Origin of the sequence: Pseudomonas sp. Marseille-Q5299, assembly GCF_943737035.1 — a bacterium.
In the GTDB taxonomy this organism is placed as follows: domain Bacteria; phylum Pseudomonadota; class Gammaproteobacteria; order Pseudomonadales; family Pseudomonadaceae; genus Aquipseudomonas; species Aquipseudomonas putida_E.
Genome location: NZ_CALSFR010000003.1, coordinates 160957 through 183059, shown reverse-complemented (window position 1 = coordinate 183059; position 22103 = coordinate 160957). Strand labels below are relative to the sequence as shown.

The window sequence follows — 22103 nt, the reverse complement described above, 5'->3', positions numbered from 1 at the left end:
GGGCCGCAAGGCGGCCCCAGGGATTACAGGCCGAGCCTGGCCATGCGGGCCTTCACCGAAGCTTCGATGCCGGCCGCATCCAGCCCACATTCAGCCAGCATCTGCGCAGGCTTGGCGTGCTCGACATAGATATCCGGCAGGCCCAGGTGCAGCAGCGGCTTGATCACGGCCTGGCTGGCCAAAAACTCACCCACCGCAGCCCCCGCACCGCCCATGATGGCGTTCTCTTCGAGGGTCACCAGCAGCTCATGACTGCCTGCCAGCTCCAGCACCAGTGCCTCGTCCAGCGGCTTGACGAAACGCATGTCGACCACGGTGGCGTTGATTTGCTCGGCAACCTGCAGGGCTTCGGCCAACTGCACGCCAAACACCAGCAAAGCGACCTTTTCGCCCTGACGACGGATGACGCCCTTGCCGATTTCCAGCGGTTCCAGGTCACCACTGATCGGCGCGTTGGGGCCGGTGCCGCGTGGGTAGCGCACCGCTGCCGGGCCGTTGTACAGGTGGCCGGTGCTGAGCATCTTGCGCAGTTCGTTCTCGTCGCTGGGCGTCATCACCAGCATGCCCGGGATGCAGCGCAGGTACGACAGGTCGTAGCTGCCCGCGTGGGTCGGGCCGTCTTCGCCGACCAGGCCTGCCCGGTCAATGGCGAACAGGACGTCGAGGTTCTGTACCGCCACGTCGTGGATCAGCTGGTCGTAGGCGCGCTGCAGGAAGGTCGAGTAGATCGCGACCACCGGCTTGCTGCCTTCGCAGGCCATGCCCGCCGCCAGCGTCACGGCATGCTGCTCGGCGATGGCCACATCGAAGTAGCGCTCGGGGTAACGCTCACTGAAGGCAACCAGGTCGGAGCCTTCCTTCATTGCCGGGGTGATGCCCACCAGGCGGTTGTCGGCAGCGGCCATGTCGCACAGCCACTGGCCGAATACCGCAGAGTACTTCGGCCCGCTGGCCTTCTTCGGCGCGGCCGGCTTGTCGGCAGGCTCGAGTTTGGTGATGGCGTGGTAGCCGATCGGGTCGATCTCGGCCGGCGCGAAGCCTTTACCCTTCTTGGTCACCACGTGCAGGAACTGCGGGCCTTTGAGGTCACGCATGTTGCGCAGGGTGGCGATCATGGTCGGCAGGTCGTGGCCATCGATCGGACCGATGTAGTTCCAGCCCAGCTCTTCGAACAGGGTGCCGGGTACCAGCATGCCCTTGGCGTATTCCTCGGTGCGGCGGGCAATCTCCCAGGCACCTGGCAGGCGCGACAGCACCTTCTTGCTGCCCTCGCGCATGCTTGCGTAGGTGCGGCTGGAAAGAATCTTGGCCAGGTAATTGGACAGCCCGCCAACGTTGCGCGAGATCGACATGTCGTTGTCGTTGAGAATGACCAGCATGTCGGCGTTGACTTCCTGGGCGTGGTTCAACGCCTCGAACGCCATACCGGCTGTCAGGGCACCGTCACCGATCACTGCAATCGACTTGCGCGCGCTGTTCTGCAGGCGGGCGGCAATGGCCATGCCCAGTGCGGCGCTGATCGAGGTGCTGGAGTGGCCGACGCCAAAGGTGTCGTACTCACTCTCGCTGCGGCGCGGGAAGGCGGCGATCCCGTCCTTCTGGCGCAGGCTCAGCATGCGGTTGCGCCGGCCGGTGAGGATCTTGTGCGGGTAGGCTTGATGGCCGACGTCCCACACCAGCCGGTCGTCCGGGGTGTCGAAGACGTAGTGCAGGGCGATCGTCAGTTCGATCACGCCCAGGCCGGCGCCAAAATGCCCACCGGTCTGACCCACGGTGTAGAGCAGCTCCTGGCGCAGCTCGTCGGCCAGGTGCTCAAGGTCGGCTTCGGCCAGCCGGCGCAGGCCGGCAGGCGTGTCAGCGCGGTCGAGCAGCGGCGTGACCGGGCGTTCGCGGGGGATCTCTTGAAACGTCGTGGGCATCAGGCGAGTCGTTATAGATGTTAAGACGCGGCAGTTTACCCCATTGTGGGAAAAGTGCCCATTCGACCAGAGGTTGCAGCCCCCTGTGTGCGGGTTTGGAACCAGTGCTTCTTAATGGCGGCGTTCGACGATGTAGCGCGCCAACGCCCGCAGAGGTTCTGCGTTTTCACCAAACCCTTCAAGTGCGACCAGCGCCTGGTCGCGCAGTTCGATCGCATAGGCCTTGGCCGCTTCCAGGCCAAGCAGGGCCGGGTAGGTCGGTTTGTCACGGGCGATGTCGGCACCCTGGCGCTTGCCGAGGGTGGCGGTGTCGCTTTCCACGTCGAGGATGTCGTCCTGCACCTGGAATGCCAGGCCAATGGCCTGTGCATAAGTCTGCAGGGCGTCCAGCTGCGCCTGCTCGGCGCGGCCGCTGGCCAGGGCGCCAAGGCGCACGCTGGCTTCGATCAGCGCGCCGGTCTTGTGCCTGTGCATGAACTCCAGGGCCTGCTGGTCCAGCTTCACGCCGACCGAGCCAAGGTCGATGGCCTGGCCTCCGACCATGCCGGCAGGGCCTGCAGCTTTGGCCAGGGCCTGGACCATGGCCAGGCGGATGGCGTCGGGCTGCGGGCTCAGCCGGGGGTCGAGCAGGGCGCTGAAGGCCAGGCTCTGCAGGCCGTCGCCGGCGAGGATCGCACAGGCTTCGTCGAAGGCTTTATGGGTGGTCGGCTGGCCACGGCGCAGGTCGTCATCGTCCATGGCCGGCAGGTCGTCGTGCACCAGCGAATAGGCATGGATCAGCTCCACCGCGCAGGCGGCGCCGTTGGCCTGCTCGGCCGGTGCGCCCAGCGCTTGGCAAGCCGCATAGGCGAGTAGCGGGCGCACGCGCTTGCCGCCGTTCATCACGCTGTAGCGCATGGCGGTGTACAGCCGCTCAAGCTCCTTGGTGGGCGCAATGAACAGGGGTTCAAGGGCCGCATCGACGCGCGCCTGGCTGCTGGCCTGGTAGGCGCCGATCATGCCTCTGGCTCCGCATCGAAGGGCTGAGCGGCGAGCTCGCCGTCGCGTTCCAGCAGTATCTGTACTTTTTGCTCGGCCTGGGCCAGGGCGCCCTGGCAATCGCGGGTCAGGGCGATACCTTGCTCGAAGGCGGCCAGCGAGTCTTCCAGCGACAACTCGCCGTTCTCCAGGCGTTCGACCAGCGCTTGCAGGTCGGCGAGGGATTGCTCGAAATCGATGGAGGCTTTTTTGCGGGCCATGGCGACGGGTCTCGGTGGCGGTTCAGAACGGCGCGACACTAGCAGAGCGGGGCGGGGGGAGCAAACTTGAGGGTGGTTTTTCCGGCCCACAGGTACAGCACAATGCCAGAAGGCTGTGCTGAACCTGTTGGAGCCGGCTTGCCGGCGATTGGGCCGCAAAGCGGCCCCGTCGATCAATCAGGCTGGCACAGCTTCCAGCTCCACCATTGCCTCGCGGCAGCGTGCCAGCTCGGCAATGGTCAGCACCGGCAGATTGTACTGGCGGGCATACACCGCCACTTGCTCGCCGCGGGCCATGCTGCCGTCGGGGTTCATCAGCTCGCACAGCACCGCTGCCGGGCGCAGGCCTGCCAGGCGAGCCAGGTCCACCGAGCCTTCGGTATGGCCGCGACGGGTCAGCACCCCACCATCACGCGCCCGCAGCGGGAACACGTGGCCGGGGCTGACGATATGCCGTTGCTGCGCCGTCGAGCGCAGCGCTGCTTCGATGGTGGTGATGCGGTCCTGGGCGCTAACGCCGGTGCTCACTCCTTCTGCCGCTTCGATGGTCACGGTGAAGCCGGTGCCATGGCGCGCCTGGTTGTTCGCCACCATCGGTGCCAGTTGCAGGGCGTCGACGGTGGCTTCGTCCAGGCACAGGCAGACGATGCCGCTGCAATCGCGAATCATCATGGCCATGGTCTGCAACGACAGGTTTTCGGCGGCGGCAACGATATCTGCTTCGTCCTCGCGGTCGTCATCGTCGAGCAGCAGCACGGGGCGGCCTGCCTGGAAGGCGGCGATGGCAGCGGACACATTGGGGAATTGCTGGTGATGCTTGGGGGACATGAAACGCTCCTCGTGAATGATCGATGAACGTCTCGGGGCGAACAAAATGCGCGCGCAAGGGCGCCCGAATGGCCCTTGCCTGACGCCTTCTTTCATCCGGACTATGACCGTCGGCTCTGGAGTCGCACCAGATCTGCTGACCCCCGGCATGGCCGGGGCGCTCGCGGGCTCATCTTTCGATTTACCGCCGGTGGGGACTTTCACCCCGCCCTGAAGACCGGGCAAGCATACCGCACAGCCTTACCCTGCTGGCAACCCTGTGGCCTACGACTTTCGAAGGGATCTGCCGCCAAACGCGAACGTATTAGTTATCTACCGCTCGCCCGCCAGTCATGGCTCTACCGTGGTGGCCTTCGCCACTCACCATCAAGGAAGTTTGCGCCATGTCCGACACTTATTCTTTTACAACAGCCGATGTGCATGCTGTGTTTGCATCTCTCGCCTCATCGTTGTTCGATAAACCACGTGACTACATAGACGGCGAGTTAAAGCCCAAGATGCTCATCATCGCCGGTGCCCAAGGCTCAGGTAAGACCTACCTCTTGGAAAACACGCTGCTTAAAGAAAGCAAGTACGCCAATTATGTCCGCCTGTACGAGACGCGCTTTCGCCAACTGCACCCGCACTATGAGGCCATGAAGGATAAAGGGGTGCTGCACGTTTATGAACATACCGAGCAGTTCATCTGGCAGTTGGGCACAATGATCTGTACCTACGCCATGCAGAACAGCTACAACATCATCATGGAAACCGCGCTTGATAGCCCTGTTTTCGCCGATTTTCCTCCTGTTGCGGCCCAGCAGGGCTACCAGGCCGAAGTCCACCTGATTGCGTGCCAGAAAGAATTCAGCCACTGGTCGACGCTTGACCGCGTGGTCGCCAGCGTGGGCGAAGAAGAGATAGAACGGGTCGTCAGCCTGGCGCAGATCGAACAAGCGCAGCTCAACGCCAGGTCGATTATCGATGCTTTCGAAAATGCCTGTACCCAAGTGCCGGGTGCGGAAATCGTCATCTATCAACGCGGCCTGGAGACCGGCAAGGAAAGCATGCCGGTCTGTCACAGCATCTGCACCGAGCACGGCGTGCTAACGCCCCAGGAAACTTACAACGGGAAAGCGTTTTTCCGTGCCCCGCATTTGAACGTGGACTTCAAGGTCTTGCGGGGCCCTGCTTCTGATTTTCCTTGTTCCTACATTCAATATGCCCAGGTTGTGCATGCCGGGTTGCTCGGCGCGAATCATCGACAGTCCATGGCCGAACTCAACTGCAAAACCCTGGGACGAGCACAGCGCCTGCTGCCCCAGCTCCCCGTCGATGTCTACCGGGAGTTGTGCCTGTATGTACTCAAGTACGCTCAGCCTTGATCGGGTAACGTTCAACGGGCATTGGCCGGGTCGGACATGCCTTCGACCACCCGGTGCAGTGATGCGGCCAGCATGGGGCCGTGTCCCAGTCCCGCGAAGCGCTCAAAGCGCACTTGTAACCCTCGTACCTTGAGCAAAGCTGCGGCCAGCGTTTGCGCTGGCCGCTGCGCGTCACCGGTCACCGGTGCGCGCGGGCTCGACGGTTCGTCGCCACCGCGCATGAGCAACAGCGTCGGTCGGTTATTGCCCAAGCGCTGCTGTAGCCCCTGCGCTTGCCGAATGATAGCTCCATCGTGCCACCACAACGACGGGCTGGCCGCCGCATATTCGCTGAACGCTCCAGGCCGAGTGAACAACGCGTGCAACACCGCCAAGCCGCCATAGGAATGCCCCCACAGCGTCTGCCGCTGCGGGTCGATGGGCGCCATGCCGGCTACCATCGGCCGCATGCGCTCGGTAAGCAAGTCCAGGAATGCATCCACGCCACCGCTGGGCAGGTGGGTCAGCGGATCGCGCTGTTCTGCAAACCCGGCAATTGCCGGTGTGTAGTCGTAGGTACGCCCGGTTCGCTCGATGCGCTGCTCGGTCTGATACCCAACCGCCACCAGCAGCGGTGCCTGGCCCGCTGCGAGTTTGCCCAGTTGTGCACTGTCCAAAGCACCGAGTGCGGCATTGCCGTCAAGCATCCACAACACCGGATAACCTGAGGCGGGCGCCGGGCGGTCCGGCTTGCCGACCCACAAGCGGTAATGGCGCTGGCCATCGGCCGAGTCCAGGTCCAGGTGGCTGAAACGATAGGCCAGGTCCTGGCGCTGCAGCAGTGAAGTGTCCATCTTCTGCTCGCGTTGCGGCTGCGCCAGGGCAAGCGGGGCCGCAAGGGCCAACGCCAATGCCAGGGACAGGGTGATCTTGCTCATCAGGCGCCTCATCGATGCTTTGCAAGGAGCGCAAAGCGGGAGAGCCCAGATGATAATCAGTCCTGATTGAGCGTAAAGCGTATTAACTTTCTAAACATTCCTGGGCAACAGGCAGCAACAGGTGCAGGCAAAGGCCGGGATGACCATTGCTGGCCCACAGCCGGCCGCCTTGCAGTTCGACCGCGCGGCGGGCGATGGCCAGCCCCAGGCCGAAACCTGCGCCGCTGTCGGGCAAGCGCTGGTAGGGCTTGAAGATGCGTTCGAGTTCAGCGTGAGGCACGCCGGGACCCTGGTCACTCAGGCGCAAATGCCAGCGGTCGCCCTCACGCCAGCCATCGAGGCTGACCCGGCCATCGGCAGGCGAATGGCGGATGGCATTGCGCATGAGGTTTTCCAGCGCCTGGGCCAGGCTGTCCAGATGGGCCTGCACCACGCATTCGATGCCGAGCGAGCAGGGCAGCCGTGCACGGTCCCAGCCGCTCTCGAAGCAGGCGTCCTGGCATAACGCTTCCCACACGGACACCATCAGCACCGGTTCGGTGCGTAACTGCGGCTGCTCGGTGTCCATCCAGGCGAGGTCCAGCGTGTCCTCGAGCAGCTTCTGCATGTCATTGACCTCGTGGCCCAGGCGCTCGCGCAACTGGGCGGGGGGCAAATCACTGTCATGGGCGATGCGCAGCCGCGCCAGGGGCGTGCGCAGTTCGTGAGACAAAGTACGCAGCAGCAGGCGTTGCTGCTCCAGGCTTTGGCGCAGGCGCCCGGCCATGTGTTCGAAGGCCTGCGCCAGTTCGCCCAATTCATCGCGGCGATCCTGCAGGGGCAGGCCAGGGCCGTCCAGGTCGTCCGCGCGCAAAGCATCAGCGCGGTCGCGCAGGCGGTTGAGCGGTACCACCAGGTGCCGGTAGATCGCCAGGCCAAGTAACAGCGCCAGCAGTGTGGGTGCAACGCCGTGAGTGATGAGGTGGGTCCAGGGGGTCAGGCCGGTGGGTAGCAGGCGCTCGGGCAGCTGCAACACCAGCCGGCCCTGTTCTGGATGCTGCGGGAACTCGATGCTGACGTAGGGCAGCTCATCCTGCAGGCGCCGGCTCATCGGCCAGTCGAGTTTGCGCATGAAGGTCAGGCGGCTGGCCTCGTCGACATTCAGCGGCGCGGTGCCGAGGCTTTGCAGGTGCGGCCCGATCAATGCCGCCCAGGTGTTCTCGGCGTGCTGCAGCTTTGTGCGAAAGGCTTCGGCGCCGGCCGCACCGCCTTGCTGCCAGGCCTGTTCAGCCTGCTGCGCATAGCGCGCCAGATAATCCTGGTCGGCCTGGGACAGAAAATAAGTGCTGCGCTCCACCGACAGGCCCCAGGTCCAGATCAGCCAGGTCATCAGCAGGCAGAAGCTGACTTGCAGTGCGGCCAGTTTCCACAGCAGGGGATGGCGGCGCATCACAGGTGTTCCGTGTCGACCAGGATGTACCCTTGGCCACGTACTGCCTGTATCTGCACATGCTGGGCACCGATATCGGCCAGCTTGCGGCGCAGGTTGCACACATGCACGTCCAGCCCACGGTCCAGGCGGGTGTAGGCGCGGTGCAATACGGTCTGGTAGAGGAATGCTTTGCTCAAGGCCTCACCGGGGTGGGCGCTCAAGGTGGCCAGCAAGCGAAACTCAGAGGCAGTGAGGCCGGCAGCCTTGCCGTGGTGAATGACATCCTGATGGTCCTGGTCGAGCATTACCTTGCCGGTTTCGGTTGGTGCCGCCGGCCTGCGGTCAAAGGCCACCCGGCGCATCAGAGCATCGACCCGCGCGTCCAGTTCCGCCAGGCTGAAGGGCTTGGGCAGGTAATCGTCCGCCCCGCGGGTAAAGCCACTGATGCGGTCCTGCTCGGCCCCCAGCGCCGACATCAGTATCACCGGAACTGCCTGCTGGCGGCGCAACTCGTCGAGCAGGCTGAGGCCGTCCAGGCCTGGCAGCATGATGTCCAGCAACACCAGATCGAAGCCATTGTGTTGCACCGCGTTCAACGCCTGAGGGCCGGTGGCGCAGGCGTTGACCCCAAAGCCCCGGTTGAGGAAGTGGCGCTGGAGGTCCTCACGCAGGCGTGGGTCATCTTCGACGAGCAGGAGTGAGGTTGGCATTGGCAGTCTTGAATGAGAATTCGTATCAGTTGGCGATCATCCCATTGCAGGCAGGGGAAGGGCAATCGCCCCGTGCCGGGCCTAAGTGTTAAGAAGGTTAATCCTGCTGCACCCCTAGTTTTCGTCCGGTATCGTTCGCAAAAAGCAACGTGTTTCGTTTGCGATTAAATATCATTTGGGCGGAAGGTGTGTCATGAGCGGTTTCAAAGGTGTGGGAAGCCCCCGACGGGTGCGGGGCTGGCTGATGCTGGGGTTGTTGGCGCCGTTTTCTTTGTCGGCACTGGCCGAAACGGTCGCCAGTGAGGTTGCTGCGGACAGCTCGCTCGACCTGCCGGCGCTGACCATCGAAGGCAACCGCCTGTACGACATGCTGCCTTCGGAAGAAACCGGCGGTTACAGCGTCGACGCTGCCACGGTGGGCACCAAGACCCCAGCGTCGCTCAAGGAAATACCGCAGTCGGTCACCGTTTACACCCAGGACTACCTCAAAGACCGCCAGTTCGTGCACCTCGATGACCTGGCCAAGTACACCGCGGGCCTGCGCACCCTGACCAACGACAGCGGGCGGTCATCGATCTATGCCCGTGGTTACGAGTACAGCGAGTTCAACATCGACGGCCTGCCGGCGCCCATGGCCAGTATTTTTGGCACCGTGCCGTCGCTGGCGGCATTCGACCGTGTGGAGATCATGCGCGGCCCGGCGGGGTTGTTCAGCAGCACCAGCGAGCTGGGCGGTATCGTCAACATGGTGCGCAAGCGCCCAACCGCCGATTTCCAGGGCCACGTCGAAGCCAGCTACGGCACCTGGGACACCAACCACGAAGAAATCGACCTGAGTGGGCCGCTGGATGATGCAGGCCGGGTGCGCGGGCGATTCGTTGCATCGCGGGACGACACCAATGGTGAAGTGGACTACAACGCCAATACCAGCAACAGCTACTACGGCGCGCTGGACATCGACCTTGATGACGACACCCAGCTATCGTTCGGCCTGATCCACGAAGTGAAGAACATCACCCCGCACAACGGCTACCCGGCAACGCTGTCTGGTGAGGTCCCGGATTTCAGCCATTCGAAGTTCCTTGGCGCTGACTGGAACTACTTCGACGGCAAGACCACCGACCTGGTTGCCGAGTTGACGCACCGCTTTGACAACGGTGGTTATGGCCGTATCGCCGCCCGTGGCTCGCACCGCGACACCAACTACCTCTATGCCTTCACTGCGACCAATGCCACCACCGGTGCCAACTCCGAGCGCGCCAGCGCCCGAGACTTCACCCAGGATACCTATTCGCTGGATGCCAGCTACAGCCAGCCGTTCGAAACCTTCGGCCAGGTCAGCGAATTCGTGGTGGGTACCGACTACAAGAACTACGACACCGAGTACCTCAACGGCACCACCAACCTGGGGGCCATCAACGTCAACAGCTACTCGCCGACCCAGTTCGCCAAGCCGTCACCGAACTACAGCACCGAAACCGGTATGCAGGAGGAAGAGTACGGCCTGTACTCCAAGGTCACCTTCCGCCCGGTCGAGCGTTTGGCGCTGATTGCTGGTGGCCGCTTCAGCTGGTATCGCGGTGATTTCTACACCACTACCCTGAGCACTGCTTCGACTGTCGATGACAACAAACGCGTGGATGGACGGTTCACACCGTACGGTGGCGTGGTCTACGACCTGACCGAAAACCATGCGCTGTATGCCAGCTATTCGCAGGTATTCAAGCCGCAGTCAGATACCGACAGCAATGGCCGCGTACTCAAACCGCGTGAAGGCGAGCAGTATGAGTTTGGCCTCAAGAGCAGTTACTTTGGCGGCGACCTCAATACGCGTGTCTCGGTATTCCGTTTGACCGACGAGAACCGCGCCAGCACCGAATATGATGAAGATGGCGTAGACACCGGTTTCTCCGTGGCATCGGGCAAGACCCGCGTGAAGGGCGCCGAAGTGGAAGTCAGCGGCAAGCTGACGCCGAACTGGGAGCTGCTGGCGGGCTACACCTGGATGGAAACCGAAACCCTCGACGGTGATGCCGAAACCACCTTCTTCATCATGCCGCGCAACCAGGCGTCGCTGTGGAGCAAGTACACCATCAGCCAAGGGCCTTTGACCGGGCTGGCCATTGGTGGCGGCGTCTCGGCGATGAGCAACTTCCATTCCGAGAGCGGCGGCGTGCGCATCGATGCACCGGGTTATGCCACGGTGGATGCGATGCTGTCGTACCCGGTCACCTCGAAGCTGACGGCCACCTTCAACGTCAACAACCTGTTCGACCGCGATTACCTGTCGCGGGTGGGATCGACTTCGACGTTCAACTTCTATGGGCCTTCGCGCAGCATGATGGTTGGTGCACGTTACGATTTCTGACGTATTTCCCAGGAAATATTCAGATTTTTACCGTTGCTTGTAGTCCATTTCTGAAATAGCTTGCTACCGCCTTTTCGGCATTGTGCTGCTTTTCTCTGCGGCCTAGTCTGGGCCCGTCGTTGCCAAATCAGCGACCGGGCCTGCAAGCCCGCACAGAAAACGCATGCTTATCACCGAAAGCCAATGGTTTGCCATTGAGCACGTTTGACGGTGGCTGCGTACGGGAGGTTTTCGAACCTGCCGGTTTTCGTTCTCTGTCCGGTCTTGCAGACCCGTACGTGGCCGCCACCCATCACACTGCAAGTCATGAGTGCGGCTCTAGTGAATCCACAGAGGGCTACGCCATGCTTAAAATTGTCCCCGACCCACCCCATGATAATCATTCCCTTGAAGACACCCTGATCCAGGCCGCGGACTATGCGCTGTGCGCCACGACCGTGGTGCACCAGGCACTGCTGCTGCACCCCAAGTCCCCGGTATCGATCTTGATGATGACCTCGCTGCATGAAATGGAGGCGCTACGGGTTTTGCTCGAATCGGCGCTGATCCAGGTGCAGATGCCCACAGGCCCTCGGACCTTGCATTAAGGCTTAAATGATCTGCCGCTTGAGCCGGCCCACAGGGCTCAGCAGCGCTGCGGGCATTGTAGGAGCCGGCTTGCCGGCGATGAGGCCAGGCCGGGCAGCGGAAATTTCAAGGAGACCTCGACGCTGACGGCCACCTTCAACGTGAACAACCTGTTCGACCGCGATTACCTGTCGCGGGTGGGGTGGATTTCGACGTTCAACTTCTATGGGCCTTCGCGCAGCATGATGGTTGGTGCACGTTACGATTTCTGACGTATTTCCCAGGAAATATTCAGATTTTTACCGTTGCTTGTAGTCCATTTCTGAAATAGCTTGCTACCGCCTTTTCGGCATTGTGCTGCTTTTCTCTGCGGCCTAGTCTGGGCCCGTCGTTGCCAAATCAGCGACCGGGCCTGCAAGCCCGCACAGAAAACGCATGCTTATCACCGAAAGCCAATGGTTTGCCATTGAGCACGTTTGACGGTGGCTGCGTACGGGAGGTTTTCGAACCTGCCGGTTTTCGTTCTCTGTCCGGTCTTGCAGACCCGTACGTGGCCGCCACCCATCACACTGCAAGTCATGAGTGCGGCTCTAGTGAATCCACAGAGGGCTACGCCATGCTTAAAATTGTCCCCGACCCACCCCATGATAATCATTCCCTTGAAGACACCCTGATCCAGGCCGCGGACTATGCGCTGTGCGCCACGACCGTGGTGCACCAGGCACTGCTGCTGCACCCCAAGTCCCCGGTATCGATCTTGATGATGACCTCGCTGGATGAAATGGAGGCGCTACGGGTTTTGCTCGAATCGGCGCTGATCCAGGTGCAGATGCCCACAGGCCCTCGGACCTTGCATTAAGGCTTAAATGATCTGCCGCCTGAGCCGGCCCACAGGGCTCAGCAGCGCTGCGGGCATTGTAGGAGCCGGCTTGCCGGCGATGAGGCCAGGCCGGGCAGCGGAAATTTCAAGGAGTTTGAGCAATGACCACTCACACGACCAAATTCACTGTCGGCAAGACCACCTTCTTCCAGGGTGAAGACCACAGCCACCCACTGTTCCGCATCGAAGCCGGCATTCCATGCCAGGATGCCCGGGAGCAAGCGTCGGAGTTGATGGGGTATGTGCGGGAACTGACCATAATTGGCCTGATGGATGAGAAACCCATGATGATATGGGCTTCGCATTACCTCAGTGCCATGGCCAAGGCGCTGATGGATGATGCCGAGTTGGGCATGATGCATTAACAGCAGGCATTAAAAAGCCGGCTTGTGGCCGGCTTCTCGGGGACGCTTCCGGCTAATTTATGGTAAGCCGCAACCGCCTTAACTGTGTGGCCATCAAGGGCCTGAAAGAGATGGCGAACGTTCGTGTGAAACGTTGCCGAGCCCTCTGGACTGCGGCTTGCGCCGGTCGGGGCTGAATGTGGCGCGTAGCATACAAGGGCCTGCACAGGATGCCCAGCAAAAAATGGCACAGGGTGTTTCATTCGGGGCGTTGCTGGCAAAAATGCGACCAGTGGAAAACCCAGCCAAGTATCTTCAAGTGCTGTGCCTGGCGCTGGGCAGGGGTGAAGCGTTCCACGGTGTAGTTGCGCCGGTCATGGCTGTGCAGGCACAGGGTGCCCTTGTGGCCGAGGCTGAGGCTGTTCACCCTGAGTGCGCCATTGTGCAGCAGGGCATAGGTTTCACCGTCCTTGACCCGGGTCTGGCTGACGTCAATGGCCAGTATCGCGTCGCGTGGCACCCACGGCGCCATGTTTTGACTTGGCATGGCCAGGCAGACGACATTTTCTGTTGCCACGCCCAAGGCCTGCAGCGCCTCAACCGGGAGTTGCAGGTATTTGCCGTCCAGAGCCACCAGCTTGCCGTCGTGCACTTGCTGAAACGGCACTTGCAAGAGCCGGGTGGCCCGGGTCGATAGCGAGGTGGGCGAATTGTCCGAGGCGAGCGGCAGGGCACAGCTGCGCAGGATCGAGCTGGGGTGTTTGGGGCCTTCGCCACAGCGTAGCCAGCGGCGGTGAACGCAGAACAGGTCGGCCAGTTCGTCCAGGCGAGCCAGGGGAACGCCGCGTTTGAACCAGTTGTTGACGTGCTGGGGCGTCACACCGCGCTGGGCGGCGAAGTCGGAAGGGGTCAGGCCACACTCGTGGAGGAGGGCCTTGAGGCGGTCACCGGAGGTTTTCATGCAGCCGAGTGTAGCGGCGCGGTGCCAGTAGGGATATGAACCGGGTGTTGACGTGACGTGTAAGAAAAATGCCGTGTTGTAGGCTGTTGGATTAGGACAACGTAGGATCTTTTACTGTTTGCGGGACAGCGCGCACAAAAAAGCCCCGCCGAAGCGGGGCTTGGTGCAACCGGTATCAGCCCTTGTAGGCAGCGACCGATTTGGTGATCGCGGCGCGGGCGGCGTCGGCGCCTTCCCAGCCTTCGATCTTGACCCACTTGCCCTTCTCGAGATCTTTGTAGTTCGCGAAGAAGTGCTCGATCTGCTGGATCAGCAGTGCTGGCAGGTCGGTGTATTCCTTCACGTCAACGTACAGCTGCGACAGCTTGTCGTGCGGAACAGCGATGACCTTGGCGTCGCCGCCGCCGTCGTCGGTCATGTTCAGAACGCCGACCGGGCGGGCGCGGATGACCGAACCTGGGGCGACCGGGTAAGGCGTAACCACCAGCACGTCCAGCGGATCACCGTCGTCGGCCAGGGTGTTCGGGATGAAGCCGTAGTTGGCCGGGTAGAACATCGGGGTAGCCATGAAGCGGTCGACGAACAGGGTATCGCTGTCCTTGTCGATTTCGTACTTGATCGGCGCGTGGTTGGCCGGGATCTCGATGGCGACGTAGATGTCGTTCGGCAGGTCTTTGCCAGCCGGAATCTTGCTGTAGCTCATTGGGCAGTGCCCCCGTGTTTGATCAAAAAAGTGGCGGCGATTATAGGCACATTCGGCCAGGGCATGCCACGCCCGACCTGATGCGCGGGCGCCTCAGGCGTGGCTTTCGCGGTAGTCCGGGTGCTCGGCCTGCAACCGCGTCAGGCGCGCCAGAGGGTCCTGGCGGTAGAACAGCGAGAGTTGCCGGTACACCTGTGGATAAGCCTGCTGCAAGAGGTCGGGGGCGCTGAAGAAGTACTCGCTGGTGACGGCAAAGAATTCTGCCGGGTTTTCGGCCGCATAAGGGTCGATGGCCGTTTGCGTTTCAGGGTCGGCGTCCAGCTGGCGGTTGAGGTCGTCATACGCCTGCTGCATGGCCGTGGCCCAGTCTTCAACCTGCATGTCACTGTGCAGCGGTGGCAGGCCATTGGCATCGCCATTGAGCATGTCGAGCTTGTGCGCCAGCTCGTGGATCACCAGGTTGTAGGCTTCCCAGCCGCCGCTGGCCAGCACCCCGGCCCAGGCCATGATCACCGGGCCCTGCTGCCAGGCCTCGCCGCTGTGTTCGCCATCCCAGACATGCTCCACGCCACTGGCGTCGCGATGGCGCTGGGGGCTCTTGAAGTCGTCCGGGTAGAGGATGATCTCGTGAAAACCCTGGTACCAGTTGAGTTCCCCCAGGTGCAACAGCGGTAGCTGGGCCTGGGCGGCGAGGAACAGGCGTTGCTGATCATTCAGCTCGACGCCGGGCAGGGTGGTCAGGTGCTTGTCGAGCAGGAACAGGATGCAGGCATCACGTAGCCGACGGTCTTCGTCGTCGCTGATGCCGTCGAGCATCGGCAGGCGTTCACGGATCACCTGCCATTGCTGTGGATCGACCGGGTAGCGCGCCAGCGTGCGCTTGCGCCGCCAGGCGCTGAAGGACCACATGGCGTTCGTCAGTGTGCCTTGGCGGTGCGGCCCAGGCGCCCGCGCAGCAGGCCCAGGACCATGGGTACCAGCGACAGGAAGATGATGCCGACCACCATCAGCGAAAGGTGCTGCTTGATGAATGGCACGTTGCCGAAGAAGTAGCCGAGGGTCACCAGGCCGCCGACCCACAGCAGCGAGCCTGCAACGCTGAAGGCCAGGAAGCGTGGGTAATGCATGTGGGCGATGCCAGCGACGAACGGCGCGAAGGTGCGCAGGATCGGCAGGAAGCGCGCCAGGGTCACGGTTTTGCCACCATGGCGTTCATAGAATTCATGGGTGCGCTGCAGGTAGTCGCGACGGAAAATTTTCGAATCGGGTTTGTTGAACAGCCGTTCACCGGCCGTTCGCCCGATCACGTAATTGGTGCTGTCACCCATGATTGCCGCAGCCATCAGCAGGCCGGCCAGCAGCACCGGGTCCATGCCGCCACCTGCGGCCACGGCGCCGGCGATGAACAGCAGTGAATCACCCGGCAGGAAGGGCATTACCACCAGGCCGGTCTCGCAGAAAATCACGGTGAACAGGATGGCGTAGATCCAGGGGCCGTAATTGGTGACCAGCAGATCAAGGTAGGCATCGAGATGCAGGATGAGGTCCAGCGGGTTGAAATCCATGTACAGCACCTGTGTTCTTGACCCGCAGCTACGGGCGAGCGGACTTGCGGTAGGGTAAATTTTCAGACATGCCAGGAGCAGGCATTATACGGCCAAGTCGCGAGGATGCCCGGAGAGTTTGTAGCGGGGGGTTACTGAGGGTGCAGGTACCGGCCCGATCGCCGGCCAGCCGGCGCCCGGGCCAGTACTGATCAGTCTTGGCTGATCGGCAAGATGTAGCTTTCGAACTCGGTATCCTTGCGAAAACCGATGGATTCATAGGTCCTCTGCGCCACCTCGTTGTTGGCGCTGGTCGAAACCCGCATGCGCACGGCCTGGGTATCCTTGGCCATTTTCTTGGCTTCACGGATCAGGTGGTCAGCCACCAGCATGCGACGTGAGTCTTCGGCCACATAGATGTCATTGAGAATCCATACCCGCTTGAGCGACAGCGACGAGAAGCTCGGGTAGAGCTGGCAGAAGCCCAGCAGTTTGGCGTCGTCATCGTCCGGCAGTGCCAGGTAAATGACCGACTCGTCGCGTTTGAGGCGCGTTTCCAGGAATTTGCGCGAGCTGTCCGGGTATGGCAGTTGCCCATAGAACTCGCGGTATCGGACGAACAGCGGGGTGAGCAGGTCGAGGTGTTCCAGGGTTGCCTTGATAATGCGCATGTGCGGCCCTCAGAGTCCATTTGGGAAACAGCGGAATGCCAGCAGCTTTCAATCGCATGCTGCCCAATGCCGGCCAGAAGCGCAATCCACCGTCCGTGACATGTTCTTTACCCTTCACCGAGTAGGAAATTGCCTTTTTGATTAGAGGTGTTTTCACTGTCGATAGTATGGACCTCCGCTTCGTCCTTAAGATTCACGCCAGATAGCTGTCGGCGACAGGCCTCGCGCATCAGGTATAGCAGGCGATGCGCGGCCATGCCGTAGCTCAGGCCTTCCAGGCGCACGTTGGAGATGCAGTTGCGGTAAGCGTCGGTCAGGCCCACCTTTGGCGCGTAGGTGAAATACAAACCCAAACTGTCGGGTGAACTGAGCCCGGGGCGCTCGCCGATCAGCATTACGGTCATGCGCGCCCCCAGCAGTTGGCCCACTTCGTCGGCCACGGCTACCCGGCCTTGCTCCACCAACACCACCGGTGCGCTGGTCCAGCCATCGGCAGCGGCCTGTTCCTCGAAACGGGCCAGGAACGGCAAGGTATGGCGATGCACGGCCAGGGCCGAGAGGCCGTCGGCCACCACGATGGCAAGGTCGCAGCCGCCAGGGTTGGTCTGGGCGTGCTGGCGCAACTGTTCCACCGAGCGATCGTTCAGGCGCCGGCCCAGGTCCGGGCGTTGCAGGTACTGGTTGCGGTCGCTGGCGGCGCTGTGCAGTACCAGGCTGTCACGCCCGCGTTCCTTCAATTGTTCGCTCAGTGCCGTGTGGTCGAATGCCAGGTGCACGGCATCGCGGGCCTGGGCGTGGGCGAACTGGAAGTCCAGCTGGGCGCCGGTTGGCAGGCTGATGCCGCTACGCCCAAGGGCGATACGTGCCGGGGTCAGGCTGCGAAGGGCCTGCCAAGGGTTTTCGGGGGTGGGCGTCTGATGGTCCATGGTCACCTCTATGCCAGCTGCGCCAAGGCCTGGCGGAACGCCGGCGGCAGGTTGTCGCCAAAGCGCACCCGGCCATCGGCCTGGGTGAATATGCCGGTGCGCTGCAACCATGCCTCGAACTCAGGCCCGGGCTTGAGGCCCAGGGTCTGGCGCGCATACAGCGCGTCATGGAACGAGGTGGTCTGGTAGTTGAGCATGATGTCGTCGGAACCGGGGATGCCCATGATGAAGTTGATCCCGGCCACACCCAGCAGGGTCAGTAGGGTGTCCATGTCGTCCTGGTCGGCCTCGGCGTGGTTGGTGTAGCAGATGTCGCACCCCATCGGCACGCCCAGCAGCTTGCCGCAGAAGTGGTCCTCAAGGCCGGCACGGATGATCTGCTTGCCGTTGTACAGGTACTCGGGGCCGATGAAGCCGACCACGGTGTTGACCAGAAACGGTTTGAAATGGCGGGCAACTGCGTAGGCGCGGGTTTCGCAGGTTTGCTGGTCGACGCCGTGGTGAGCGTTGGCCGACAGGGCGCTGCCCTGGCCGGTTTCGAAATACATGAGGTTCTGCCCGAGCGTGCCGCGCTTGAGCGACAACCCGGCCTCGTAACCTTCCTGAAGCACGTTGAGGTTGATGCCAAAGCCGGCGTTGGCCGCCTCGGTGCCGGCAATCGACTGGAACACCAGGTCCAGCGGCACGCCGCGGTTGATTGCCTCGATCGAGGTGGTGACGTGGGTCAGCACGCAGGCCTGGGTGGGAATGTCGTAGCGCTGGATGATGGCGTCGAGCATTTCCAGCATGGCGCAGATCGAGGCGATGCTGTCGGTGGCCGGGTTGATGCCGATCATGGCGTCGCCATTGCCGTACAGCAGGCCATCGAGAATGCTGGCGGCAATCCCGGCCGGCTCGTCAGTGGGGTGGTTGGGCTGCAAGCGGGTCGACAGGCGCCCGCGCAAGCCCATGGTGCCGCGAAAACGGGTGACTACACGGATCTTCTGCGCCACCAGTACCAGGTCCTGTACGCGCATGACCTTCGATACAGCAGCGGCCATTTCCGGGGTCAGGCCAGGCGCCAGGGCGCGCAGGCTGTCCTCGTCGGCTTCGTCACTGAGCAGCCAGTCACGCAGGCCGCCGACGGTGAGGTGGCTGACCGGGGCGAAGGCCTGGGCGTCGTGAGTGTCGATGATCAGGCGGGTAACTTCGTCCTGCTCGTACGGGATGAGCGCTTCGCTGAGGAAGTGGCTGAGCGGAATATTGGCCAGTGCCATCTGCGCCGCCACCCGTTCACCGTCGTTGGCGGCAGCAACGCCAGCCAGGTAATCCCCGGAACGTGCGGGGCTGGCTTTGGCCATCACGTCCTTGAGGCTGTCGAAGCGGTAGACCAGGTGGCCTACCGTGTGTACGAAACTTGCCATACAGAATCTCCAGAGTGCCGCGGGCGTGCCCGCGGCAGGTGTCGGCAATCAGTGCAGGGCCTCTTCGGCCTTCTGGATCGCGGCGAATTCCTCTTCCGGTGTACCCGCAACCAAGTGGTGGCGGCTGTAGAACGCAAAGTAGGCAATCAGTACTGCATAGATCACTGCGGCGCCAATCACCACCCGTGGGTCGACCAAAAAGCCTGCGACCACGGCGATGCATGCCAGCACCAGGGCTACGCCCGAGGTGAAGATGCCACCAGGGGTGCGATAGGGGCGTTCCATCTTGGGCCGGCGGATGCGCAGGGTGATGTGCGCGGCCATCATCAGTACATAAGACAGCGTCGCACCGAACACTGCAACCAGGATCAGCAGGTCGCCCTGGCCGGTCAGTGACAGGCCGAAACCGATGATGCCAGGGATGATCAGGGCCAGTACCGGGGCCTTGCTCTTGTTGGTTTCGGACAGCTTGCGCGGCAGGTAGCCGGCGCGGGAAAGGGCGAAGATCTGCCGCGAATAGGCATAGATGATCGAGAAGAAGCTGGCAATCAGACCGGCCAGGCCAACCAGGTTGACGAAGCCGCCCATCCAGGTGGAACCGCCATACGCCTTGGAAAGTGCTTCTACCAGTGGGTTGCCGGAGGCTTTGAGCGCTTCGGAGCCCGCACCACCCGGGCCTACCACGAGGATCAGCAGGGCAAACGCCAGCAACACCAGCATTGCGCCAATCAGGCCGCGTGGCAGGTCACGTTTCGGGTTCTTGGTTTCCTCGGCCGCCAGCGGCACGCCTTCTACCGCCAGGAAGAACCAGATCGCGTAGGGGATTGCCGCCCACACGCCAACATAACCGAACGGCAGGAAGCTGCTGGCGCCGACCGCGTCGGTCTGGGCGATGTCGAACAGGTTCGCCGCATCAAAATGGGGCACCATGCCCACAAGGAAGACAGCCAGGGCGATGGCGGCGACGGCGGTGATGATGAACATCAGCTTCAGGGCTTCACCGACCCCGAAGATGTGGATGCCGATAAAGACGATGTAGAACGCCAGGTAGATCATCCAGCCGCCAATGCCGAACAGGGACTGGCAGTAGGCACCGATGAACACCGCGATGGCTGCCGGAGCGATGGCGTACTCGATGAGGATCGCCGTGCCTGTCAGAAAGCCGCCCCACGGCCCGAAGGCGCTGCGGGCAAAGCCATAGCCGCCCCCGGCGGTAGGGATCATCGAGGACAGTTCGGCCAGCGAAAAGCACATGCACAGGTACATGGTGGCCATCAGCAGGGTGGCAAGGAACATGCCGCCCCAGCCACCTTGGGCGAGGCCGAAGTTCCAGCCGGCATAGTCGCCGGAGATCACGTAGGCGACGCCCAGGCCCACCAGCAGGACCCAGCCGGCGGCGCCTTTTTTCAGTTCACGTTGCTGGAAATAGTCCGAACCGACCTTTTCGAAATCGACGGAAGCGCCTGCCGGTGCGCCGGAGGATTGATCGCTTGGCATAGTTTCACCTGTTCTTTTTCTTGGTGGCCGGAAGGGTTCCGGCCGATGGTGATGGGTACTGCAGGAAGCGAGCCATGCAAGCTACAAGCCGCAAGCTACAAGCCTCAAGAAAAAGCAGGTTGGCGTTCTATCCGCTTTTTCTTGCAGCTTGCAGCTTGCCGCTGCCGCTTAGAAGAAGCCCAGCGGGTTGATGTCGTAGCTCACCAGCAGGTTCTTGGTCTGCTGATAATGGTCGAGCATCATCTTGTGGGTTTCACGGCCCACGCCGGACTTTTTGTACCCGCCGAACGCGGCGTGCGCCGGGTACAGGTGGTAACAGTTGGTCCATACGCGGCCAGCCTTGATGCCGCGGCCCATGCGGTAGGCGCGGTTGATGTCGCGGGTCCATACACCGGCGCCAAGGCCGAACTCGGTGTCGTTGGCGATGGCCAGTGCCTCGGCTTCGTCCTTGAAGGTGGTGACGCTGACCACCGGGCCGAAGATTTCTTCCTGGAACACGCGCATCTTGTTGTTGCCTTTGAGCAGCGTCGGCTGGATGTAGTAACCGGTCGCCAACGCGCCTTCCAGCTTCTCCACCTTGCCACCGGTCAGCAGTTCGGCGCCTTCATCCTGGGCGATCTGCAGGTACGACAGAATTTTTTCGAACTGCTGTTGCGAAGCCTGGGCGCCGACCATGGTGTCGGTGTCGAGCGGGTCGCCGCGCTTGATCTGCAGCACCTTCTTCATCACCACTTCCATGAACTGCGGGTAGATCGACTCTTGCACCAACGCCCGCGACGGGCAGGTGCATACCTCGCCTTGGTTGAAGAACGCCAGCACCATGCCTTCGGCAGCCTTGTCGATGAAGCTCGGCTCGGCCTGCATGATGTCTTCGAAGTAGACGTTGGGTGATTTGCCGCCCAGTTCGACGGTAGACGGGATGATGTTCTCGGCGGCGCATTTCATGATGTGCGAGCCGACCGGGGTAGAGCCGGTAAAGGCGATCTTGGCGATGCGCTTGCTGGTGGCCAGTGCTTCGCCGGCCTCGCGGCCATAGCCCTGGACTACGTTGAGCACGCCGGGCGGCAGCAGGTCGCCAATCAGCTCTACCAGCACGGTGATGCCCAGCGGGGTCTGCTCGGCCGGTTTGAGCACCACGCAGTTGCCAGCGGCCAGGGCCGGGGCCAGTTTCCAGGCGGCCATCAGGATCGGGAAGTTCCACGGGATGATCTGCCCGACCACGCCCAGTGGCTCATGGATGTGATAGGCCACGGTATTTTCGTTGATCTCGGCGGCACCGCCCTCTTGGGCGCGTATGCAGCCGGCGAAGTAGCGGAAGTGATCGACCGCCAGCGGGATGTCGGCGTTGAGGGTTTCGCGGACCGGCTTGCCGTTGTCCCAGGTTTCGGCGATGGCCAGCACTTCCAGGTTCTGCTCGATGCGGTCGGCGATCTTCAGCAGCACGTTGGAGCGGTCCTGCACCGAGGTGCGGCCCCAGGCATCGGCGGCTGCGTGGGCGGCGTCGAGCGCCTTGTCGATGTCTTCGGCAGTGGAGCGGGGGAATTCAGCGATCAGCTTGCCATTCACCGGGGAGGTGTTGTCGAAATACTGCCCCTTGACCGGAGCTACGAATTCACCACCGATGTAGTTGCCGTAGCGGCTCTTGAAGGAAACCTTCGCGCCTTCGGTACCGGGATGTGCATAACGCATGGTGTGTCTCCTGGTTAATTGTGTTTGTTGAGGAGTTGGAAAGCGTAGAGCAAAGGTTGGGCCAGCGTGGGGAGGGCCATTGGAATCAAGGGGTTGCGCAGTTTCTGGATGAGCCTGCAGAGTGGGCTGTCCCAGGAGTGGCACGGCCTGGGTGACACTTTGT

The 22103-nt window shown here is 62.2% G+C and carries 21 protein-coding genes and 1 riboswitch; of the genes, 5 read left to right on the top strand and 16 right to left on the bottom strand.

Going from position 1 to position 22103, the window contains the following annotated elements; all coding sequences use genetic code 11:
- Positions 1-23: 23 nt before the first annotated feature.
- From dxs to ribB, 4 genes are all read right to left on the bottom strand, one after another.
- A complete protein-coding gene (gene dxs, locus NGJ21_RS09505; protein WP_125923496.1) occupies positions 24-1919 on the bottom strand; it encodes a 1-deoxy-D-xylulose-5-phosphate synthase in 1896 nt (631 codons plus the stop codon).
- Between the two features lie 111 nt (positions 1920-2030).
- On the bottom strand, positions 2031-2918 hold the full coding sequence (ispA, locus tag NGJ21_RS09500; protein ID WP_115273474.1) for a (2E,6E)-farnesyl diphosphate synthase: 888 nt from the start codon (positions 2916-2918) through the stop codon (positions 2031-2033).
- Entirely contained in the window at positions 2915-3157 is a 243-nt protein-coding gene (locus NGJ21_RS09495) for an exodeoxyribonuclease VII small subunit (protein WP_008092375.1), read from the bottom strand. Before NGJ21_RS09495 ends, ispA begins: the two co-directional genes overlap by 4 nt.
- Before the next feature lie 177 nt (positions 3158-3334).
- Positions 3335-3985: a 3,4-dihydroxy-2-butanone-4-phosphate synthase gene (gene ribB, locus NGJ21_RS09490; RefSeq protein ID WP_115273475.1), complete on the bottom strand. Its 651-nt coding sequence runs from the start codon at positions 3983-3985 to the stop codon at positions 3335-3337.
- Between the two features lie 80 nt (positions 3986-4065).
- Positions 4066-4207, bottom strand: a riboswitch (FMN riboswitch).
- Positions 4208-4368: 161 nt separating this feature from the next.
- Here ribB and NGJ21_RS09485 point away from each other — a divergent pair.
- On the top strand, positions 4369-5349 hold the full coding sequence (locus NGJ21_RS09485; RefSeq protein WP_115273476.1) for a zeta toxin family protein: 981 nt from the start codon (positions 4369-4371) through the stop codon (positions 5347-5349).
- 11 nt (positions 5350-5360) lie between these two features.
- On the opposite strand, the gene NGJ21_RS09480 is transcribed toward NGJ21_RS09485, so the two are convergent.
- From NGJ21_RS09480 to NGJ21_RS09470, 3 genes are all read right to left on the bottom strand, one after another.
- Positions 5361-6266 carry an alpha/beta hydrolase gene (locus NGJ21_RS09480; protein ID WP_115273477.1) on the bottom strand — a complete coding sequence of 302 codons (906 nt, stop codon included), beginning with the start codon at positions 6264-6266 and terminating at the stop codon, positions 5361-5363.
- Positions 6267-6348: 82 nt separating this feature from the next.
- Positions 6349-7695, bottom strand: coding sequence for a HAMP domain-containing sensor histidine kinase (locus tag NGJ21_RS09475; protein ID WP_251962056.1), 1347 nt, complete (start codon positions 7693-7695; stop codon positions 6349-6351).
- Entirely contained in the window at positions 7695-8387 is a 693-nt protein-coding gene (locus tag NGJ21_RS09470; RefSeq protein WP_251962055.1) for a response regulator transcription factor, read from the bottom strand. Before NGJ21_RS09470 ends, NGJ21_RS09475 begins: the two co-directional genes overlap by 1 nt.
- 193 nt (positions 8388-8580) lie before the next feature.
- On the opposite strand from NGJ21_RS09470, the gene NGJ21_RS09465 reads away from it, so the two are divergent.
- The 4 genes from NGJ21_RS09465 to NGJ21_RS09445 all read left to right on the top strand — a co-directional run bounded on the left by NGJ21_RS09465 (position 8581) and on the right by NGJ21_RS09445 (position 12567).
- A complete protein-coding gene (locus NGJ21_RS09465; RefSeq protein ID WP_251962054.1) occupies positions 8581-10755 on the top strand; it encodes a TonB-dependent siderophore receptor in 2175 nt (724 codons plus the stop codon).
- A 344-nt stretch (positions 10756-11099) separates the two neighbouring features.
- Positions 11100-11342, top strand: coding sequence for a hypothetical protein (locus tag NGJ21_RS09460; RefSeq protein WP_115273483.1), 243 nt, complete (start codon positions 11100-11102; stop codon positions 11340-11342).
- Positions 11343-11938: 596 nt separating this feature from the next.
- Positions 11939-12181: a hypothetical protein gene (locus tag NGJ21_RS09450; RefSeq protein WP_251962053.1), complete on the top strand. Its 243-nt coding sequence runs from the start codon at positions 11939-11941 to the stop codon at positions 12179-12181.
- 122 nt (positions 12182-12303) lie between these two features.
- Positions 12304-12567, top strand: a complete 264-nt coding sequence (locus NGJ21_RS09445; RefSeq protein ID WP_046785111.1) for a DUF3077 domain-containing protein — start codon at positions 12304-12306, stop codon at positions 12565-12567.
- A 238-nt stretch (positions 12568-12805) separates the two neighbouring features.
- Here the strand turns inward: NGJ21_RS09445 and NGJ21_RS09440 are convergent, their stop codons facing one another.
- The 9 genes from NGJ21_RS09440 to exaC form a co-directional block, all read right to left on the bottom strand.
- Positions 12806-13507, bottom strand: coding sequence for a LexA family transcriptional regulator (locus tag NGJ21_RS09440; RefSeq protein ID WP_251962052.1), 702 nt, complete (start codon positions 13505-13507; stop codon positions 12806-12808).
- 175 nt (positions 13508-13682) lie between these two features.
- Complete coding sequence (gene ppa, locus NGJ21_RS09435; RefSeq protein ID WP_003255365.1) at positions 13683-14210, bottom strand: inorganic diphosphatase; 528 nt, start codon at positions 14208-14210, stop codon at positions 13683-13685.
- Between the two features lie 93 nt (positions 14211-14303).
- Positions 14304-15119, bottom strand: a complete 816-nt coding sequence (locus NGJ21_RS09430) for a M90 family metallopeptidase (protein WP_251962051.1) — start codon at positions 15117-15119, stop codon at positions 14304-14306.
- Between the two features lie 8 nt (positions 15120-15127).
- A complete protein-coding gene (locus NGJ21_RS09425; protein WP_012312530.1) occupies positions 15128-15775 on the bottom strand; it encodes a DedA family protein in 648 nt (215 codons plus the stop codon).
- Between the two features lie 191 nt (positions 15776-15966).
- Complete coding sequence (locus NGJ21_RS09420; RefSeq protein ID WP_012312531.1) at positions 15967-16425, bottom strand: GNAT family N-acetyltransferase; 459 nt, start codon at positions 16423-16425, stop codon at positions 15967-15969.
- A gap of 107 nt (positions 16426-16532) precedes the next feature.
- A complete protein-coding gene (eutC, locus tag NGJ21_RS09415) occupies positions 16533-17351 on the bottom strand; it encodes an ethanolamine ammonia-lyase subunit EutC (protein ID WP_251962050.1) in 819 nt (272 codons plus the stop codon).
- A gap of 8 nt (positions 17352-17359) precedes the next feature.
- Positions 17360-18754, bottom strand: coding sequence for an ethanolamine ammonia-lyase subunit EutB (locus NGJ21_RS09410; protein WP_046785115.1), 1395 nt, complete (start codon positions 18752-18754; stop codon positions 17360-17362).
- A 48-nt stretch (positions 18755-18802) separates the two neighbouring features.
- A complete protein-coding gene (eat, locus tag NGJ21_RS09405; protein WP_039604782.1) occupies positions 18803-20251 on the bottom strand; it encodes an ethanolamine permease in 1449 nt (482 codons plus the stop codon).
- A gap of 168 nt (positions 20252-20419) precedes the next feature.
- Positions 20420-21940, bottom strand: a complete 1521-nt coding sequence (gene exaC / locus NGJ21_RS09400) for an acetaldehyde dehydrogenase ExaC (protein ID WP_046785116.1) — start codon at positions 21938-21940, stop codon at positions 20420-20422.
- Positions 21941-22103 lie beyond the last annotated feature (163 nt).

Bases quoted from the DNA above. Each gene is read 5' to 3' on its own strand.
- dxs (WP_125923496.1), bottom strand. From the start codon at position 1,919: ATGCCCACGACGTTTCAAGAGATCCCCCGCGAACGCCCGGTCACGCCG.
- ispA (WP_115273474.1), bottom strand. From the start codon at position 2,918: ATGATCGGCGCCTACCAGGCCAGCAGCCAGGCGCGCGTCGATGCGGCC.
- NGJ21_RS09495 (WP_008092375.1), bottom strand. From the start codon at position 3,157: ATGGCCCGCAAAAAAGCCTCCATCGATTTCGAGCAATCCCTCGCCGAC.
- ribB (WP_115273475.1), bottom strand. From the start codon at position 3,985: ATGTCCCCCAAGCATCACCAGCAATTCCCCAATGTGTCCGCTGCCATC.
- NGJ21_RS09485 (WP_115273476.1), top strand. From the start codon at position 4,369: ATGTCCGACACTTATTCTTTTACAACAGCCGATGTGCATGCTGTGTTT.
- NGJ21_RS09480 (WP_115273477.1), bottom strand. From the start codon at position 6,266: ATGAGCAAGATCACCCTGTCCCTGGCATTGGCGTTGGCCCTTGCGGCC.
- NGJ21_RS09475 (WP_251962056.1), bottom strand. From the start codon at position 7,695: ATGCGCCGCCATCCCCTGCTGTGGAAACTGGCCGCACTGCAAGTCAGC.
- NGJ21_RS09470 (WP_251962055.1), bottom strand. From the start codon at position 8,387: ATGCCAACCTCACTCCTGCTCGTCGAAGATGACCCACGCCTGCGTGAG.
- NGJ21_RS09465 (WP_251962054.1), top strand. From the start codon at position 8,581: ATGAGCGGTTTCAAAGGTGTGGGAAGCCCCCGACGGGTGCGGGGCTGG.
- NGJ21_RS09460 (WP_115273483.1), top strand. From the start codon at position 11,100: ATGCTTAAAATTGTCCCCGACCCACCCCATGATAATCATTCCCTTGAA.
- NGJ21_RS09450 (WP_251962053.1), top strand. From the start codon at position 11,939: ATGCTTAAAATTGTCCCCGACCCACCCCATGATAATCATTCCCTTGAA.
- NGJ21_RS09445 (WP_046785111.1), top strand. From the start codon at position 12,304: ATGACCACTCACACGACCAAATTCACTGTCGGCAAGACCACCTTCTTC.
- NGJ21_RS09440 (WP_251962052.1), bottom strand. From the start codon at position 13,507: ATGAAAACCTCCGGTGACCGCCTCAAGGCCCTCCTCCACGAGTGTGGC.
- ppa (WP_003255365.1), bottom strand. From the start codon at position 14,210: ATGAGCTACAGCAAGATTCCGGCTGGCAAAGACCTGCCGAACGACATC.
- NGJ21_RS09430 (WP_251962051.1), bottom strand. From the start codon at position 15,119: ATGTGGTCCTTCAGCGCCTGGCGGCGCAAGCGCACGCTGGCGCGCTAC.
- NGJ21_RS09425 (WP_012312530.1), bottom strand. From the start codon at position 15,775: ATGGATTTCAACCCGCTGGACCTCATCCTGCATCTCGATGCCTACCTT.
- NGJ21_RS09420 (WP_012312531.1), bottom strand. From the start codon at position 16,425: ATGCGCATTATCAAGGCAACCCTGGAACACCTCGACCTGCTCACCCCG.
- eutC (WP_251962050.1), bottom strand. From the start codon at position 17,351: ATGGACCATCAGACGCCCACCCCCGAAAACCCTTGGCAGGCCCTTCGC.
- NGJ21_RS09410 (WP_046785115.1), bottom strand. From the start codon at position 18,754: ATGGCAAGTTTCGTACACACGGTAGGCCACCTGGTCTACCGCTTCGAC.
- eat (WP_039604782.1), bottom strand. From the start codon at position 20,251: ATGCCAAGCGATCAATCCTCCGGCGCACCGGCAGGCGCTTCCGTCGAT.
- exaC (WP_046785116.1), bottom strand. From the start codon at position 21,940: ATGCGTTATGCACATCCCGGTACCGAAGGCGCGAAGGTTTCCTTCAAG.